The following is a 17827-nucleotide window of genomic DNA, read 5'->3' as shown; positions in this document are numbered from 1 at the left end:
GATTTCAGTTCAACCTAGGAACGGGGTATCGCCGGGTCAAGGAGACCCGCGCGGTCCAGCGCCCCGGTCACGGTACCGTGCGGCAGGTACATCAGTTCCGCCGTGCGGGTCCACAGTATCGCCACCTCAATTTCCGACCCGGGCCATATTTTTTGCAGCGCTGCCTGATATGCTCCCATTTGGCGCAGAATTGCCTCCGGCACGGCATTTGGGCTTTCAGGGATTGTGCGGTTGCTTTTGAAGTCAACAGCCAGAATTTTGTCATCCCGGATCAGCAGCCGGTCGATGCGCCCTTCGATGCGGGTGCCGTTGAGTTCAGCCACCACCGGAACCTCCGAAAGCCCGTCAGGCCCGAAGAGTTCAGAAAATTCCGGAGTGCGCAGGACGGCAATGGCCTCGTCGACGATTCCATCACGATCGGGGAGATCATCGGGCAACAACTGACCTGCCACATCCGGCCAGTCAGCTTCGGGATACTGCAGCAATCCTTCCAACAGAAGATGGACGGCATCGCCGCGCGCGAGTGAATCGCCCTCACCGACAATTTCATCCGGATCATCGAAAACGATATGCGCGCCACCAAGCCGTGAGGGTGACACGGCAGTCGTGGAAGCACCCGCATCGGAATCCGCTTTTTCCGTGGCCCAGGTGGGCAACCCTGACGAAGTGGTTTGCTCCGTTACGCCGCGTTCGACTCGCTGATCGGTCCAATTGCGGTCGAAACAGAGGGTTACTCCGTCTGAGCCTGGAATCTCGCGGGGGCCCAGTGTGTGCAAACCGTTCCTGATGAGCCCATACCAGCTGTTGCCTTCGGTATCCCTTTTACCCCCCGCGCCACAGACGATCAGCCAGCTTTCGGCCCTGGTCATGGCGACGTAGAGAAGGCGCATGTTTTCCGCCACTGCCAGAGCGCGGCGGTCCGCCTCGGCGTCGCGCATGACGTCGGGCGCGCTATCGGTCGGGACCCGCCAGGCGGGCTGACCATTTCCGATATCCATGACCTGCGGAGGGTGGCGGCCCTCCTGACGCTTTGCAGTGTCGGGAAGGAAAACGATTGGAGCCTCAAGACCTTTTGCGCCATGGACTGTCATAACGCGCACCTGGTCCGCACCCTCTTCCACCCGGCGTTTGATTGTCACCTCGTCGGAGTCCATCCAGGCGAGGAAACCGGTCAAACCCGGCGTTCCGGACCGCTCGAAGACCAGTGCCTGGTCAAGCAGGGCGTCTATTCCGTCCTCGGCCTCGGCACCAAGACGGGCAACCAGTTTCCGCCGACCATCATGGCGGATCAGAATACGTTGCAGCATCTCGAAAGGACGCAGGAAATCCGCCTGCCCGAGAAGGTCTGAAATCATCGCCTTGCAGGGCTGCCATTTCTCAGCCTCCTGATCCCGAAGTTCGGGCCAGAGCATTCCCTTGCGACCATGCGCGAGGTGGAAGAGTTCCTCCTCGTCAATCCCGCCAAGGGGACTGCGCAGCACTGTCGCAAGGGAAAGGTCGTCCGCAACAGTGTTGATCACGCGAAGGACGGCCAGAAGATCCCTCGCCGCCAGTTCGCCGTTGAGGTTCAGGACGTCAGCACCCGCGACCGGTACGTTCGCGCGCTTGAGTTCCCGGATAACGGAATGGAAACGTTGGTTTCGGCTCTGAACCAGAATAAGCACATCACCGGCCCGGATCGCCCGGTCATGGCCGGGCAGCACCCGGCCCTCGCGAAGCCATTCGGAAATCCGGCCAGCGATGTTTTTGGCCATAACCTGAACCGGATCGTCCGGGGCGGGCATGTCGACAGGATCCGACCAAGGCGGTTCCTCCTGTTTGTCAGGCTTTTCAAGGAAGGGCCAAAGCTCAACACGGCCCGGTTTGTCCGGATTGTGGGCGCTGTGCGTGACATCATTGGTCAGCCCCTCGCCTGCCGGGCCGTCGAAAACGGCATCAACGAGACTCAGGACAGGTTCCGCAGACCGGAAGGAATGGATGAGTTCACACTGTTGCAGACCTTCCTCAAGTCCGCTCAGCACCCGGTGAAAATAGTCGTTCATCTTGCCGAATGCGGCCGGGTCGGCACCCTGGAAACTGTAGATGGACTGCTTCTCGTCCCCCACGACAAAGACGGTACGGTCGACCTCACGCGCTCCAAACCCGGAGAAAAACTCGTCTGAAAGCGCCTGAACAACCTGCCACTGCACCGGGCTGGTGTCCTGAGCCTCATCTACGAGTATATGATCGAGGCCGCCATCAAGTTTCCACAACACCCAGGATGCGGTGTCGGTATCATTGAGCAGATGACGCGTGCGGTCGATCATGTCATCGAAATCGAGCAGGCCGTAGGCCGCCTTGCGCGCATCCAGAATCCGAAGCCAGGAGCGGGCAAAAATGTTCAGGGCCGTAGATTTGCGCAGCGCAAGTAGGCCAAGGCGGCGCGGGCGGGCGGCCTCAACCCGCAGCATGAGGGGTTCGAGTGCATCCATGAGTTCTGGATGCGCTGTGCGAAGACCCTTGGTCGGGAAAGCACCTATTTTCGCCGAAAATGGTGACTTCGCGCCCGCACCGGTAAGAAACACCTTTTCAAAGGTTTCGCAAAGAATGTCCGGCGGCTGCTTCAGTGCGGATGCGAGGGTTTCCCCGGCACTGCTGTCGGTTTTGCCGGATGCCGCAAGCAGGGGTATCAGGCTTTCGACCGTAGCGAGATCGCCTGGTAGAACTGTCTCGGCATAAATCCGTTCAGGACTGTCATCCGGATCAACACCCAGTGCACCGGCGAGTGCCTGCGCATCAAACTCATTCCCAAAGGCTGACCGGTTTCGGCCAATCTCCTGCAGCAGGCCATCGGGATCGTCACCTGAAATATTTATAGCCAGAAGCCGCATCGCTTCCGGATCAACGCGAGCGAGCTCATCCAGCACCGACACCCGGAGCTCGCGGGCATCGCGGTCATCCATGACGGAGAACTGCGGAGCGACACCGGCCTCTACCGGAAATCGGCGCAGCAGAGCTTCACAGAACGCGTGAATGGTTTGGATTTTCAACCCGCCCGGCGTTTCGAGCGCGCGGGCAAAGAGGGTACGCGCCTGGGCCAGACCGGCTTCTGAAATGTCCGCCTGAGTCGCGTCCAGTGCGGTCAGTTCGCCACGCAACTCCGCGTCGTCCATCATCGCCCACCGGCCAAGCGTCTGGAAAAGACGAGTCTGCATTTCGGCCGCTGCCGCTTTGGTGTAGGTCAGGCAGAGGATTTTTTCCGGCGCCGTTCCCATGAGCAGAAGCCTTGCAACACGGTTGGTCAGAACACGCGTTTTTCCGGAACCCGCATTGGCGGCGACCCAGCTTGAACGGGTCGGCGTCGCGGCTGCGGTCTGGGCGGCGTCAGCCGTAATCATGTGTCTGCTCCAAACGGATCTCCATCGGACCATTCGCCACGACGCGACAGGTGGTCATACGCGCCTTCAAAAGCGATGCGATGAGGGCGGAGCCGCGCTACAAAAGGCGTTCGAGGATCCTGATAGACTCGCATGAGTGACATGAAACCTTCCCAGACGGCTGTAAGAGCGTCATGGTCGCTCGGCAAAATGAGGCTTTTGCGCTGGTTAATGCCGATCAGTTCGAGGTGTGTCACTCGTGCGGCGGCGATTTTGTCGAAGGCTCCGCGTTCGGCCAGCACCGCCTCCAGTGGCAACTGGGTGTGGAAATGTTTGGCCTGCTTCTCGCTGGGAATGCTGCCGGATTTGTAGTCGTAAATGGCAAATGTACAATCCGGCAGAAGGTCGATACGGTCGGCCTGCGCGGAGAGCTTCAGTGGTTGAGCCAGATCGGGAACATCATAGCGGGCGGAAATCTCGCGATGAAACGGCCTGCCGCGCTCGCGCCTGCCTCGCTCCTCCTGAACAAACCAGTCAGAGGCACGGGTCAACCGCTCCCGCCACAGCGCACGGATTGCAGGCCAGGGAACCTCCCGGTCGAGCACATCGTCGGTGACATGGAGGAAAACCTCATCCGCGTTGTCCGGGAAGTCGTCCCGCGTCCGCTCCAGGAACTCCTCCAAAACCGAGTGCAGGACAGTTCCCCGCACGAGTGCATCCGCAGCCCGACCTGGCGGGTCAAGAGGGCGAAGGTTCAGCACGCGGCGCGCGTAAACCGCGTATGGATCGCGAATGAGGGTGTCGATCTGGGTGACCGATAATCTGTCCGGCCGGGCGGCCGCAGGGGGGCGTGGAGCTGGACGGGACGCCGACGGCACATCACCTTCTGGCTCGTCCAGAAGAGTTGAGAGGGCCAGTACTGAATTACCGCGGGCGCGGGCGCTTTCCAGTGATGCCTCCCCCACCGGCCCGAGCCCGTTCAAAAGGTTTTCAAGACGCAGGAGCCACCGGGACGCGACGGTTGGCGACCCGTCCTCCCGGGACGCGCGCGACACGACGACCCTCGGAGCGCCCATGGCCTGCTGGAAATCATGTGCGGAAAGACCGATTTTCTGATCGGGCAACGGCAGGCCAATATCCCGGCGCAGGCTTCGGCTCAGCCATGGATCGGCACCTGGCTGACGTGGCCAGGTCCCCTCGTTCAGACCTCCGAGAATGATGGTGTCCGCCGACTGAACCCGCGCCTCGAGCGTTCCCCAAATTGCAAGCCTGCTGTTCGTCACGACAGCCTCTTCGGGCACGTCTTTCGACCCCAGTTGGGAGCGCAGCAGCGCGAGGTAGCTGTGGCGGTCCATCGGGCCGTAGATGTCGGTAGAGGCCGCAAGCTCCTCCACGACAGCCAGCGCGGCACGTCCGGCATCGCGGTCCCAAAGACCGTGGGTTGACCCCGCCTCCGGGCCTTCGGCAAGGTTCTCGGCAAAGGATTTATGCCATGCGGCATGCTCTGCTAGTGGCGCGACATCCGGAGCGGGACTGGACAAAACCGTTTCCAGCCATGTGACCCACGTCACCGCCTCCTCACCCAGCTTGACCGCCCACGCGTGCATCCTTGGCCAGTCAACGAATGGTGCGCCACCCCGCAGTTCCGCCGTTTCAATGCGGCTGACAAAATCCATGTGTTGCCTGCGCGCGGAAGCGACGGAGTTCACCAACGGGTGTTTGAGCAGAACAAGAAGCGATTCCGGCGTCAGTGGCTGCAGAGCGGGATCAGCCAGTAGCAGGAGTAAAACACCGGGCGGGGTCAGGACCAGTGGGCGTCCGGCACTGTCATCGGGAATGATGCCCCACCGGTCGAGTTCGCTTGTGACACGGCGGGCCAGCGTTCGGTCGGGCGTAATCAGCGCCGCGGTCCCGTCTGTTTCAAGGGCCTGGCGCAGGACAAAGGCAATGGCACGCGCCTCAGACCGCGAATTTGCCGCTTCCAGCCACGTAACATCCTCCATCGCCTGAGGCAGGTCATCAACGAGGGCTTTCCCCTCCGTTTGCCACTGATCCGTTACCGGGGCCGGTCGCATGGCGAGAGATACCAGTGCGTTGCGTTCGGGTGACGGTGGTTGGGTATCGACCCAACGGGGCAACAGGACGGGATCAAACCCGATCACCTCAGCAAGGCGTTGGAAACCATTCTGGGGATGATCCGATACTGCCGTGTCGTCGGATTGAAGCCGCTTCCATACCGATGTGGGTTGCGTGGCGTCAAAGCCGGGCAGGACAACCGCGCCTTGCGGGAGACGCGCTACCGCTTCCATAAAGATGCGGGTTGCCGAACGTGAACCCGTGGAACCTACAACGAGAACGGGATCCTGCGGTGGTGCTGTTTTCCACGTTTCAGCCCATGCCAGCGCCTGTGCCCGCAGGCGGCCCTGTCCGGTCGACATGCCGGAGCCTGCGACATAGTGGCCGAGTATATTCAGAAATTTCAGGTTGCGCTGCCAGTGTGCGGCATGTTCGGCAGGTTCCACCTGCGCGAACACGTCCGGATCCAGCCCCTCTCCCTGCAGTTCATCGAGAAGGTCACTGAGACTGTCTGCCAAATCAAAAGCTGCGGTCTGTGCGGCCAGACCGGGTTCGGTATCAATCAAACCGGACACGAGACGTGCCAGTTCCAGTTTTCGTTCAAGTGCCGACGTTGGCTCTGGCAGTTTGAGAGGTGCCAACGGATCGGATGCCAGCTCGGTAATCACTCTAATCCGGGGCAGCAGACGCGGGCCGCCAGCGGCGAATTGATCCATGAGTGATCGCCGGGCCCGCTGGGTATTCACCCAGATTGTGATTTTGGCCAGCAGGTGTGGTGGTTGACCGGCCAGGCGCTGATCCAGCCCCGCCACCAGATCGGAAGTGAAATCCGCACCGGGCGGCAGCGTAAAAAACCGCGGTCCGTTGCATGGCTCAAACAGATGCATTACCGCGCGATTTCCAACTCGGCCAAACCAATCCCCTCCGGTGTGCCAACGTCGACCCAGTTTCCGTAATGGACAACGGCTTTCAACCGCCCCCTCTCGATGAGGTGTTCCCAAACAGCATTGAGGGAAAAAACGCCCGGCTCGAAACCGTCGAGTACGGATAACCGAATAATCTGCGCTCCACAGTATATATAGTCGGCATGTTCGGCATCACCCCGCCTGGTAATCCGCCCATCCGGCTCCAAAAAGAAATCTCCGGGACTTTTGTGACCGGTCGCCTTTTCCCGGGGCAGCAGGCAGAGAAGCGCGTCCATCTCCTCATCGTTCCAGGCCGCAGCCAGAGTTTCCAGGGGGTTTCCGTTCCTCCAAACCATGTCGGCGTTCAGGGTGTAGACACACTCGCCGCCAAACAGCACCGCCGCGTTTTTCAAACCGCCTCCGGTGTCCAAAAGTTCAGTCTCATGGGAGATTTTGATGTTTGGATCAGTGGCCGAAAGGTGGCTATGCAGTTGATCGGCGTGTGTATGTGTGTTGACGACGACCTCGCTGATCCCCGCATCGCGCACGAGATCAAGAGCGTGATCGATCAGCGGCCGCCCGGAAACCTGAATAAGAGGTTTCGGCACATGCGTTGTGAGCGCGCCCATGCGGGTGCCGCGCCCGGCGGCGAAAATCATGATTCCTTCAGGTTTCACGCGCGTCTCCCGCCAATCTCTTTCGAACCTTCGCATCGGGCGCGGGAACGTGTCTTTCCATCCAATCGCCCAATTGCCGCAATTCAGGGTGTTCAAGGTTTCGCATCAGGATGTTCCAGGTCCGCGGCAACAGGTCCAGATATCGCGGTTTTCCGTCCCTGCGGCAGAGCCGTGTGAACAGGCCCATAATCTTGAGGTTTCTTTGCACCGACAGTGTACTCGCCGCCATGAGAAAATCGTCGTGCTGAAGACCCCGACGCTCGATGTAGCGCAAAGTCATTGCTTCACGCACCTCCGGCTCGACATCGCGCCTGACATCGTCCAACAGCGAAACCACGTCGTAAGCGGGATGTCCGATGAGCATGTCCTGAAAGTCGATCAGGCCAATCCTGCGCCGCCCCTCGCGTTGCGGCAACCAAATGATATTTTCAACGTGATAGTCCCGGTACACGACACTGGACCGGTCATCCGCCAGGGGAACGAGCAGATCCGACGTCAGGCTCTCGTACTCGTCAGCAAGATCTTTGGACACTCCGCCTTCCAGCGCGGCCGCCAGATACCATTCCACCAAGAGCCGGACTTCGCGCATGAGAACGGCCATGTCGTAGGGCGGTGGCGACCACTCGCCATCGAACCCGGAGGCGTCGCACTCATGCATGTCCGCGAGAACGTCAATCGCCGCAGCGTAGAGGTCGGAGACCATACCCGGTGCGTCTGCGCAAAGGCGATGGAGCAGATCGTCTCCCAGATCCTCAATCAGCATCAAACCCGTTTCGGGCTCTGATGCGATGATTTCGGGTGCACTGAACCCCTGCTGTAAAAGCCACCGGGTTACTGCCGAATAGGGCGTGATGGTCAGGCCGCTTTCCGGCGGCACATCTACCAACAGACACTTCTCAGAACCGTTCAGCAGCCTTTCATATCGACGCGCCGAGGCGTCCCCTGCCAGCGCGGTTCGCCGGGAATCGCCCCAGCCACTTCGTTTCAGAAAAGCGTCTATTTCGAGCCGGCGTGTCATTTTTTCACCAAACCCGCCTGCGCTAGGCAGTCATCCACCCAGTCCCAGCCCTCACCAACATGAGTGACCTCCAACCGCCGCGCATCATCCCGATCCTTCACGAAGGAAAGCTCCAGACGAAGGTAGCGGTCGGGGAGTTCCGACCCGAGCCTTTCGATCCATTCGACAAGACAGATCGCCTCCTCAAAAGCGTCGTCCAATCCGAGTTCCACAATCTCGCCAGCATCACCAAGCCTGTAAAGATCGGCGTGCCAGAGTTCGGTACTGTCCAAATCGTACGTCTGAACGAGCGTGAAGCTTGGAGAGGGAATATCCTCAACGCGACCAAGTTCCGCAAGTCGGGCCAAAATTAATGCCCGGCAAAAAAAGGTTTTTCCGGAACCAAGATCGCCCGCGAGACCAACAACATCACCAGGGCCGAGATTTTTCGCGATACTGCCCGCGAGCAGTTCGGTCGCTTCCGTGTTTTCCAACAGATAAACAGACATGGGAGTGATCCGCTCGGGCTTTCCGGTCGGATCGTTCTACATTGCTCGCGCGCGTGTTCAAGTCCGGAAGGACAAACCGCATCACGCACTCAGAGGCGGGATTAATTTCGTAGTGTCCCCGCCCTTTTCCCGTAGCGGGACGGACGCCTCTACCGTGAAGCTGCCACCGCCGGTGTGCATGGTAACACTGCCCCCGGCCGTTTCCACCATGCGGCGACAGAGCGAAATGCCTGGGCCGGAAGGTTCATCCGCCGTGCTGGATGTGGAAGTCGCGGCACGCACTTTCCAGACAGCATTACCTTCGACCGGCAGTGCCGAGAGCTCGACCGTTGAGCCCTCTGTCGCCATTCCGGCTGCGGCCAGCCCCGTGAGCAGTGCCACACCGCGAAGCTGGGGATCTATCCCCACCCAGTCTTTAGAGAGTTCCAAAGTGAGACCTCGTGCCTCGATGGCCTGGCGGAGCGGTGGCAACGGATCGGAGCCGCTGAAATTACCTGACTGGGCAAGATCCAGAATTTTCTGTGACCGTTCAAGGCCACCCTTCAGATCCCTGACAGCTGCGTTGAGACACTTGTAGGCTTCGGCGTTCTGTGCCGACGGGATTGCGGACATCACCTGCTCAAGCGCCGCCTGAACGGGATACCGGATTTCGCCAATGGCGAGGTCGTTAAGTATTTGCACTGAGCCTTCAGTCGACGGGACATCCACTGCATCCGTCGCGGCCGCAACTTCACGGAACAGAACGAGCGACGATGCATCTGGCATGGGCGCGAGAAAAACCTGGAGGTTCCGACCGTCGAGTGTTTTGACGTCTCCAGCCCAACTGGTGCGGACGTCCCCACCGGTCGCAAATTCGGTTACTTTCGCCCAGACCGGACTTGTCTCACACTTTTCCGACCAGATCGCGGTCATGTCGGAGATTGCCGGGCCCCGGAGGCGCGTGGTCTGCTCGACATCCCAAAGTTTCTCGAAAGCCGAATTGACAATGCTCAGGCTGCCGGATGCGTCAAAAACCGCAACAGCCTCGTTCAGGTGGTCCAGTGTCGCCTGATTCAGTTCAAGCTCCGAGCGATATTTGCGCTCGAGCATGATCGAGGTTGAGATGTCCTCAAAGAGAAACGCGAGAGCGCCCTGGGGATGCGGTCGCCCCGTAACACGGAACACTTTGCCGGAAGGAAGCACCCAGTTTTCCTCGTAGGTTCCGTCGCGGGCACCTTCCTCAAGGTGGCTCAACATGCGCCGCCATTCAGCGAAGTCTTTTTGCTCCGGCATCTGACGGGTTTCGCGCAGGCGTTCGAGGAAATCCCGCAGGCTTGGCCGCCCTGCAAGCCAAACCGCATCGATCTTTACCAATTCGGTCAGAGCCGGATTGAACAGGCCAAGACGCCGGTTTTTGTCAAAAACCGCCAGACCGATTGGCAGGTGCGCAAATGTCTCTGTCAGAGTCTCAACGAAACGGCGCAGGGATTTTTCCGCACCCACAAGTTCGTCGGCCTCAATAGCATAGCCATAGGTTTCCCCGTTCGCGCCGTCGCACTGAACGACCTCATACCAGTGCGGATCCTCATCCAGCCGGGTCGTGACAGCCACGCGTCGGCGGTTTTCCGAGCCTCTTGGCGTTAGGGGAACTTCCTCAAGCACGTGACCAAAGGCATTGGGAATGCGGTGGTCAGGGCCATCCTCCCGGCCGCTGTCGAAGTTGGCACGATAAACCTCGTTGGCCCAGGACACCGTGTCGTCCGGTGCCTTGCTCCACGCCATGACTGGTGAGCAGTCCAGGATTTCGCGCAGGAATTGGTTCTCAGAACGCGCCGCTTCCAGTGACTTTTCCGCAGCACGCAGCGCAATTGCGTCCTCGCCAGCCGGTCGAATGGAGAGGAAAGCCGAATTCCCTCGCGGCTCGCCAAGAATTTCTATGGCCGTTCCATTTTTGCGCGCGCAGAAGTGACGGAACCTTGCGCCCTCGACGATCAGCCGCTGAATGTCCGAGGCTATTGTGGGACAGTCCGCTGCAAGATGCGACTTGATTGCGGCGAGGCGTGTTTTCCGGACACCGATGCTGTCGAGCATGACGCGCGCCGGATCGGTGATGGCTCTGAGGTTGCTGCCAATAATTTCGAAATCGCAGTTTTCGCTGGAAGGATTTTCGACCGGATTCGTTCTTGTTCCGTGACGCAGTTTCCGCTGCCCCAATGCATAGCCACCGATCAGGATGCAGGTAGCAAAGGCGCTTACCGAAACGGAAAGCAGTGATTGTGGCATTTGCTGAACAAGAGAAAACTGGGAGGGATCGAACGTAGAAAGGCTGGAAAAAACCATGCGGTCAGGACCTGTTTTAAGAGCAGGCGGAACAAATCCTGGAACGCTTAATATATCCCTTAAAAGGAACCGGTGACAGCCGCCGCGAACGGACTTGAGGTACGCGACGCAACGCGACGGATATTGACGGCTGGTGGCGACCTTCCAGTCGAACCTGCACGGGCATCGACAGCGGAAGTGAAAAGTGCCTTCCCTTAAGGCGTCCAGATTTACTTAATATACGTCATGAAAGGAAGCGATTGACTGTTGCATATTGGCAAAACCACAGACCCAAATTGCTTTAAAATTCATCTGATGCGGCTCAAGAGGCTGATTTAAAACGTTTTTCAGGGGTGACTGAATTAGTCGATTTTTGTTAAATATTTCGATCTTATTAATGTTCTGTTCACTGTTTTTTAAAATGATCCCTTCTACTACGAAAACACAGCAATGGTTGGCTACATACTAAATAGATCTGTATAAGGATTTGCCGGCTGCGGGAGGATCACGTAAAGAGTTCTCTGCTTTACTGACCAAAACCACCAGGCTTCCCGACCTGCAGTTCGTTTGCACCAGGTTGATGCCCACCCGAACAGCAGGCGAATACTACATCATGATCGAGACCAAAGCGTATGACTTCTTCGGACGGGGGGTAATAGAGTATTTCGGCGTCCTACTTCCATTTGAACCCCAAATCATCACACCAGCCATCCAAACGGCAATTGCTGAATCCAGGTTTGAGTTTGAGGAATCCAAATACATTCCGGAAATTATAAGAGCCGGTGATCGAATATTGGAGATCGGAGCGGGCATTGGCTTCATATCCACGTTGCTCAGCCGACAAACAGGCGTCGAACGCATCATTGCGGTTGAAGCGAATCCGCTCCTTATGGACTACATCGCAGACGTCCACGACCTGAACAACGTAAGCGGCGTGGAACGGATGAACACGGTTCTGACCAACAGTTCCGAAAAACAGGCCACGTTCTATCTTAGAGACGATTTTTGGATGGGTTCGATTTTTCCTGAACCCAATCCCTACAATTCCAGTGTCGAGGTTCCGACAACGCGTTTCAGTGAGCTGCTTTGGGACGAGGATATCAATGTAATCGTTTGCGACATTGAGGGAGGGGAAACCATCCTCTTTCAGGACGCAGACCTGTCTGGCGTGGACCGGATTTATCTTGAGGTCCACGACCATGTCACTGGCCTCGCGAGTGTGGGCAGGCTTTTTGCGGACCTCGCGGCGAAGGGCTTTATCTACGATCCGCGCCACTCCGAAGGCAGCGTGATACTGTTCCAAAAGGTTGGTGACGAGGATATCGTTCGCCCGTTCTCCGGTTGAAAACGGATTGATCCCGGTTGGGCGAAACCATGTGCACACGAAAGCTCTTGCATCCGCCTCGCACGGGGCCTATATGACGCCCAAAGCGGCAGGTTGAATGACTTCGACTTACCACCGAGATTTGCAAACGGGCCGCGCGCCCGTTTTTTTGTGCTTACGGAGAAGATTTTGGCTGACCTCACCGCCAAGGCAGCGATCGATCGGCGTCTCGCCGAAATTGTGTCCCCCACAATCGAGGATATGGGGTTCGAACTCGTGCGCATTCGCCTGATGAGCGGAAAGCGCACGACGCTGCAGATCATGACCGAACGACCCGATGGTGGCATCGAAGTTGAGGATTGCGCAAAAATCAGTCGCGCGGTTTCCGCCATACTCGATGTGGAGGATCCGATTTCAGGTGAGTTTAACCTGGAAGTGTCCTCTCCTGGAATCGACCGTCCCCTGACAAGGTTGAAGGATTTTGAACGCTATGAGGGCTATGAGGTCAAAATCGATGCCTCCGAGCTCATCGATGGCCGCAGGCGCTTCAAGGGTGTATTGCAGGGCGTCGAGGACAACGAGGTTCTGATTGAGATTCAGGAAGGCACGATTGGCCTCGATTTCGATCTGATTGCCGACGCCAAACTGGTCCTGACAGACGAACTGATTGCCGAAAGCCTCGCGCAGCGCAAAAAGCAAGGACTGATCCAGGAGGAAGACCTGGGTGAATTCGACGATATTGAGACGGATACCTCCGATCTGGATGAGGAAACATCATGAGCGTAACTTCCGCCAACAGGCTTGAACTACTGCAGATCGCTGACGCGGTTGCCCGGGAAAAGATGATTGATCCCGACCTCGTGATCGAAGCGATGGAAGATTCGCTCGGCAAGGCGGCACGGTCCCGGTATGGCGCGGAGTATGACATCCGGGCGAAAATTCACCGCAAATCCGGTGAGCTTGAGATGACGCGTTATCGCGAAGTCGTCGAGGAGGTTGAAAACCACTTCACCGAACTTTCGCTGGAAGACGCCCAGGCAATCAAACCGGATGCGCAGATCGGTGATTTTCTGACCGACGAACTGCCTCCGATGGATTTCGGCCGCATTGCCGCCCAGTCGGCAAAACAGGTCATCATGCAGAAGGTGCGCGAGGCCGAGCGTCAGCGCCAGTATGAGGAATTCAAGGACCGCGCCGGCGAGATCATCAACGGCATTGTCAAACGCACTGAATACGGCAACGTGATTGTGGATGTGGGACGTGGCGAAGCCATCCTTCGCCGTGACCAGTTGATCCAGCGCGAAGCATTCCGCAACGGCGACCGCGTTCGCGCGCTGATTCGTGAAGTTCGTCTCGAGATGCGTGGGCCGCAGATCTTCCTCAGCCGCACCGCACCGGAATTCCTCGCGGAACTGTTCAAGATGGAAGTACCGGAAATTTACGACGGTATCATCGAGATTCGCGCAGTGGCCCGGGATCCAGGTAGCCGGGCGAAAATGGGCGTTATCAGTTACGATAACTCCATCGACCCCGTTGGCGCCTGTGTTGGTATGCGCGGAAGCCGCGTTCAGGCCGTGGTCAACGAACTCCAGGGAGAAAAGATCGACATCATTCCCTGGAACGAGGATCCGGCAACTTTCCTTGTGAACGCGCTTCAGCCCGCTGAGGTATCAAAAGTCGTGTTTGACGACGATACCGACCGGATTGAGATCGTGGTTCCCGATGAGCAGCTGTCGCTCGCCATTGGCCGTCGCGGTCAGAACGTACGTCTCGCGAGCCAGCTGACCGGTTTTGATATTGATATCATGACCGAAGCTGAGGAAAGCGAACGGCGCCAGGTTGAGTTCACTGAACGGTCCCAGAACTTTATCAAAGCCCTGAATGTGGACGAACTGGTGGCGCAGCTGCTTGTTTCCGAAGGTTTTGAGACCCTCGAGGAAGTCGCCTACGTTGAAATCAGCGAACTGTCCGGCATTGACGGTTTCGATGAAAACACGGCGGAAGAACTTCAGGCCCGCGCTCGCGAGTACATCGAGGAGCAGAACGCGAAGTCCATTGAGCGTGCCCGCGAACTCGGTATGGACCAGGCACTGTTTGACTTTGAGGGCCTCACACCCCAGATGTTTGAGGCACTGGCCGAGGACGGCATTCTCACTCTGGACGAATTCGCAACCTGCGCGGATTGGGAGCTTGCAGGCGGTTACACAACCATTGACGGAAAACGTGTCAAGGATGAGGGGCTTCTGGAGAAGTTTGACATGTCTCTCGAAGAGGCGCGTCAACTGATCATGAACGCGCGGATCATGGTTGGACTCGTTGATCCGTCCGAAATGGAGGAGGAAGCGTCGGAAGAGGCCTCTGCGGAAGAAACGAACGCCCAGGAGGGCGGGGAATAAGCACTTATGGCGCGCGGTGGTCGACAAAAATCTGACAACACCTCATTAAGACGTTGTATTGTCACCCGCGCGGAACTGCCCAAATCGGATTTGATTCGATTTGTTGTTGGACCTGATGCTGATATTGTACCCGATCTGGCGGAAAAACTGCCTGGTCGGGGGATCTGGGTAAGTGCTCTCGCTAGATCGGTTGAAACCGCCGCAAAACGGGGCCATTTCAACCGGGCTGCAAAAATGAGGGTTCGGGCCACGCCGGATCTGGCGGTTCAGGTCGAGGAACTGCTGGTGAGGAAACTCACCGATTTGATGGCCCTCGCACGCAAGGCGGGAAAGGCTATTGCCGGGCGGGAAAAGACGCTGGCGGCATTGTCCGCTGGTGAGGCCGAGTTACTGGTGCAGGCAAAAGACGGGTCTTTACGGGAAAGATCCGGTCTGAGGCCGCCAAAAGGTGAAGATAGCCGTGTCACATGCCTCCTGGGGCATGAATTGGGCATGGCGTTTGGACGTGATCGTGTGATACATGCCGCCGTGCTGGCAGGTGGACTCGCTGATCGCATTGGAATTGAGGCCCGGAGACTGAGAGGTTTCAGGGCGGAAGCTGATCAGCAACGACCGAGCGACGGGGCTGGCGATGTTTTGGCGGAGGAAGGCCTCCGCGGGAAAGGCTAAGACTGAATGACGGATACCAAAGACGGCGACCGGAAGAACTCTACACTTGGACTGCGTGGTGGCACGGAGACCAGTCACGTGCGTCAAAGTTTCAGCCACGGTCGGAGCAAATCCGTAACTGTAGAACACAAGCGCAAACGCGTTGTTGTTCCCAAGCCCGGCGGCAATAATCCTGCCGCGGCAAAAGCCCGGGGGGCTGGCCAGAATCTTTCTGACAAGGAAGTCGAGCGTCGCCGCGCCGCCCTTATGGCTGCCAAGGCTCAGGAAGCCGAGCGCATCAAGAAAGAGAAAGAAGCTGCCGCCGCACGTGAAGCGGAACTGGAACGCCTTCGCGCGGAAAAGGAAGCGGCTGAACGCGCTGAAAAAGAGCGGGAAATCGCGGAACAGCGCGCCGCAGCCGAAGCGGCAGAGAAAAAGGCCGCTGAAGAGGCTGCCGCTGCAGCGAATGCAAAATCACGCGCGAAAGCCCAGCCGCAGAAAGCTGCTGAGCCGGCCATTGACCCGGCCGCAGCGCAGGCACAGGCGTCGCGCGCCGAAGCCGGTCGTCCGGTCCGCAAGGGTGGCGACAACAAACAGCCCCAGGCTGAGGAAAAACGCGGTCGTGGCGGTCGCAACAGCGACAACCGTCGCCGCTCCGGCAAATTGACCATCTCCAGCGCCACCGATGAGGGCGGACGCCAGCGCAGTATGGCTGCGATGAAGCGCCGTCAGGAACGCGAAAAACGCAAAACCCAGAGCCAGTCCGGTGAGCGGGAAAAGGTCGTTCGTGACGTTAAGATTCCGGACGCAATCACGGTTCAGGAACTTGCCAACCGTATGGCTGAGCGCGTTGCTGCCGTCGTGAAAGCGCTGATGCAGAACGGAATTATGGCGACCCAGAACGAAACGATCGACGCCGATACGGCTGTTCTGATCGTTGAGGAATTTGGTCATCGGGTAAGCCGTGTCTCTGAGGCGGACGTTGAGGACGTGATTATTCAGGCGTCGGACGACGACGAGGGCAGCCTCGCACCCCGTCCGCCGGTCGTGACCATCATGGGTCACGTCGACCACGGTAAAACCTCCCTTCTCGACGCCATCCGCAAAACCAACGTGGTAACCGGCGAGGCGGGCGGAATTACGCAGCATATCGGCGCCTATCAGGTGAAAACCAGCGACGATACACCGATCACGTTCCTCGACACACCTGGCCACGCAGCATTCACCTCGATGCGCGCGCGCGGTGCCAATGTAACGGATATTGTGATCCTGGTGGTTGCCGCGGATGACAGCGTTATGCCGCAGACCATTGAGGCGATCAGCCACGCCCAGGCCGCCAAAGTGCCGATGATTGTTGCGATCAACAAGATAGACAAGCCCGGCGCCGATGCGAACAAGGTCCGTACCCAGCTTCTTTCCCACGAGGTCGTGGTTGAGGAAATGGGCGGTGAGGTGCTCGACGTTGAGGTTTCCGCCACAACCGGCCAGGGTCTCGAACAATTGCTTGAGAACATTGCGCTTCAGTCCGAGATTCTGGATCTGAAAGCCAACCCGGAGCGTCAGGCCGAGGGCGCCGTCATTGAGGCGAAACTCGATGTGGGGCGTGGACCGGTTGCGACCGTTCTGGTCCAAAAGGGTACACTTCGCCGCGGCGATATCTTCGTGGTGGGTGAGCAGTGGGGTAAAGTCCGCGCGCTTATCAACGACAGAGGTGAGCGTGTGAACGAGGCCGGCCCGTCCGTTCCCGTTGAGGTTCTTGGCCTGAACGGCACGCCGGAAGCGGGTGACGTACTCAACGTTGTTGAGAACGAAGCGAAAGCGCGTGAAATTTCGAGCTATCGTGAGCGTATCGCCAAAGACAAACGTGCTGCGGCCGGCTCGGCCACCACTCTTGATCAGCTTCTTGCCAAGGCGAAAGCCGATGAGGACGTTCAGGAACTTCCGATTGTCGTCAAATCCGACGTTCAGGGTTCTGCCGAAGCCATCGTTCAGGCGCTGGAAAAAATCAGCACGGACGAGATCCGGGTTCGTGTTCTTCATTCCGGCGTGGGTGCCGTAACCGAGAGTGATGTCACGCTTGCCGAGGCCTCAGGCGCACCGATTATCGGTTTCAACGTCCGTGCCAATGCTACTGCCCGCGAGAGTGCGAACCAGAAGGGCGTAGAAATCCGCTACTACTCCATCATCTACGATCTCGTGGACGATGTGAAAAAGGCTGCAAGCGGTATGCTCAGCCCGGAAATCCGCGAAACCTTCATCGGTTATGCGAAGATTCTGCAGGTCTTCAAGGTTACCGGTGCCGGCAAGGTCGCTGGCTGTCAGGTTACCGAAGGTGTTGCACGCCGTTCGGCTGGCGTACGCCTCCTGCGGGACAACGTGGTCATCCACGAGGGTAAACTCAAAACGCTCAAACGCTTCAAGGACGAGGTCCGTGAAGTGCATTCCGGACAGGAATGCGGCATGGCGTTTGAGAAGTACGAGGACATCCGCGAAGACGACGTCATTGAGATCTTCGAGACCGAGGAAATCGAACGTAATCTCGATTAATTTCGAACCCTCGATAAATGCAAAAGCCGGGCTCAATCAGCCCGGCTTTTTTCTTTGCGTAACGGGAAGGTCGGTAAAGGCTCACCGTGCCTCT

General features: G+C 58.2%; 11 protein-coding genes. 5 read left to right on the top strand and 6 right to left on the bottom strand.

The features are described from left to right. Window positions 1-14 precede the first annotated feature (14 nt). The 6 genes from addA to ACP15P_RS19365 form a co-directional block, all read right to left on the bottom strand. Window positions 15-3377 carry a double-strand break repair helicase AddA gene (gene addA, locus ACP15P_RS19390; RefSeq protein WP_424930130.1) on the bottom strand — a complete coding sequence of 1121 codons (3363 nt, stop codon included), beginning with the start codon at window positions 3375-3377 and terminating at the stop codon, window positions 15-17. Next, complete coding sequence (gene addB / locus ACP15P_RS19385) at window positions 3374-6319, bottom strand: double-strand break repair protein AddB (protein ID WP_424930129.1); 2946 nt, start codon at window positions 6317-6319, stop codon at window positions 3374-3376. Before addB ends, addA begins: the two co-directional genes overlap by 4 nt. Further along, window positions 6319-7014 (bottom strand): nucleotidyltransferase family protein, encoded by a 696-nt coding sequence (locus ACP15P_RS19380; protein ID WP_424930128.1) that lies wholly within the window; start codon window positions 7012-7014, stop codon window positions 6319-6321. The genes addB and ACP15P_RS19380 overlap by 1 nt, the downstream gene beginning before the upstream one ends. Then, window positions 7004-8032: an aminoglycoside phosphotransferase family protein gene (locus tag ACP15P_RS19375; protein ID WP_424930127.1), complete on the bottom strand. Its 1029-nt coding sequence runs from the start codon at window positions 8030-8032 to the stop codon at window positions 7004-7006. Before ACP15P_RS19375 ends, ACP15P_RS19380 begins: the two co-directional genes overlap by 11 nt. Further along, window positions 8029-8520, bottom strand: coding sequence for a tRNA (adenosine(37)-N6)-threonylcarbamoyltransferase complex ATPase subunit type 1 TsaE (tsaE, locus tag ACP15P_RS19370; protein WP_424930126.1), 492 nt, complete (start codon window positions 8518-8520; stop codon window positions 8029-8031). Before tsaE ends, ACP15P_RS19375 begins: the two co-directional genes overlap by 4 nt. Window positions 8521-8601: 81 nt before the next feature. Continuing rightward, a complete protein-coding gene (locus ACP15P_RS19365; RefSeq protein ID WP_424930125.1) occupies window positions 8602-10782 on the bottom strand; it encodes a PAS-domain containing protein in 2181 nt (726 codons plus the stop codon). A gap of 649 nt (window positions 10783-11431) precedes the next feature. Between ACP15P_RS19365 and ACP15P_RS19360 the strand changes: the two genes are divergently transcribed. The 5 genes from ACP15P_RS19360 (at window position 11432) to infB (ending at window position 17733) form a co-directional block, all read left to right on the top strand. Continuing rightward, window positions 11432-12163, top strand: coding sequence for an FkbM family methyltransferase (locus tag ACP15P_RS19360; RefSeq protein WP_424930124.1), 732 nt, complete (start codon window positions 11432-11434; stop codon window positions 12161-12163). 165 nt (window positions 12164-12328) lie between these two features. Further along, entirely contained in the window at window positions 12329-12922 is a 594-nt protein-coding gene (gene rimP / locus ACP15P_RS19355) for a ribosome maturation factor RimP (protein WP_424930200.1), read from the top strand. Continuing rightward, the gene (gene nusA, locus ACP15P_RS19350) at window positions 12919-14538 is read left to right on the top strand and encodes a transcription termination factor NusA (RefSeq protein ID WP_424930123.1); all 1620 of its coding nucleotides are present in this window, start codon (window positions 12919-12921) and stop codon (window positions 14536-14538) included. Before rimP ends, nusA begins: the two co-directional genes overlap by 4 nt. A gap of 6 nt (window positions 14539-14544) precedes the next feature. Further along, complete coding sequence (locus tag ACP15P_RS19345) at window positions 14545-15207, top strand: RNA-binding protein (RefSeq protein ID WP_424930122.1); 663 nt, start codon at window positions 14545-14547, stop codon at window positions 15205-15207. 6 nt (window positions 15208-15213) lie between these two features. Further along, a complete protein-coding gene (infB, locus tag ACP15P_RS19340) occupies window positions 15214-17733 on the top strand; it encodes a translation initiation factor IF-2 (RefSeq protein WP_424930121.1) in 2520 nt (839 codons plus the stop codon). The last annotated feature ends 94 nt before the right edge of the window (window positions 17734-17827 follow it).

The sequence above is a fragment of the Amaricoccus tamworthensis genome, from assembly GCF_049800875.1.
GTDB lineage: Bacteria > Pseudomonadota > Alphaproteobacteria > Rhodobacterales > Rhodobacteraceae > Amaricoccus > Amaricoccus tamworthensis.
This window is presented reverse-complemented; position numbering and strand designations above follow the sequence as displayed.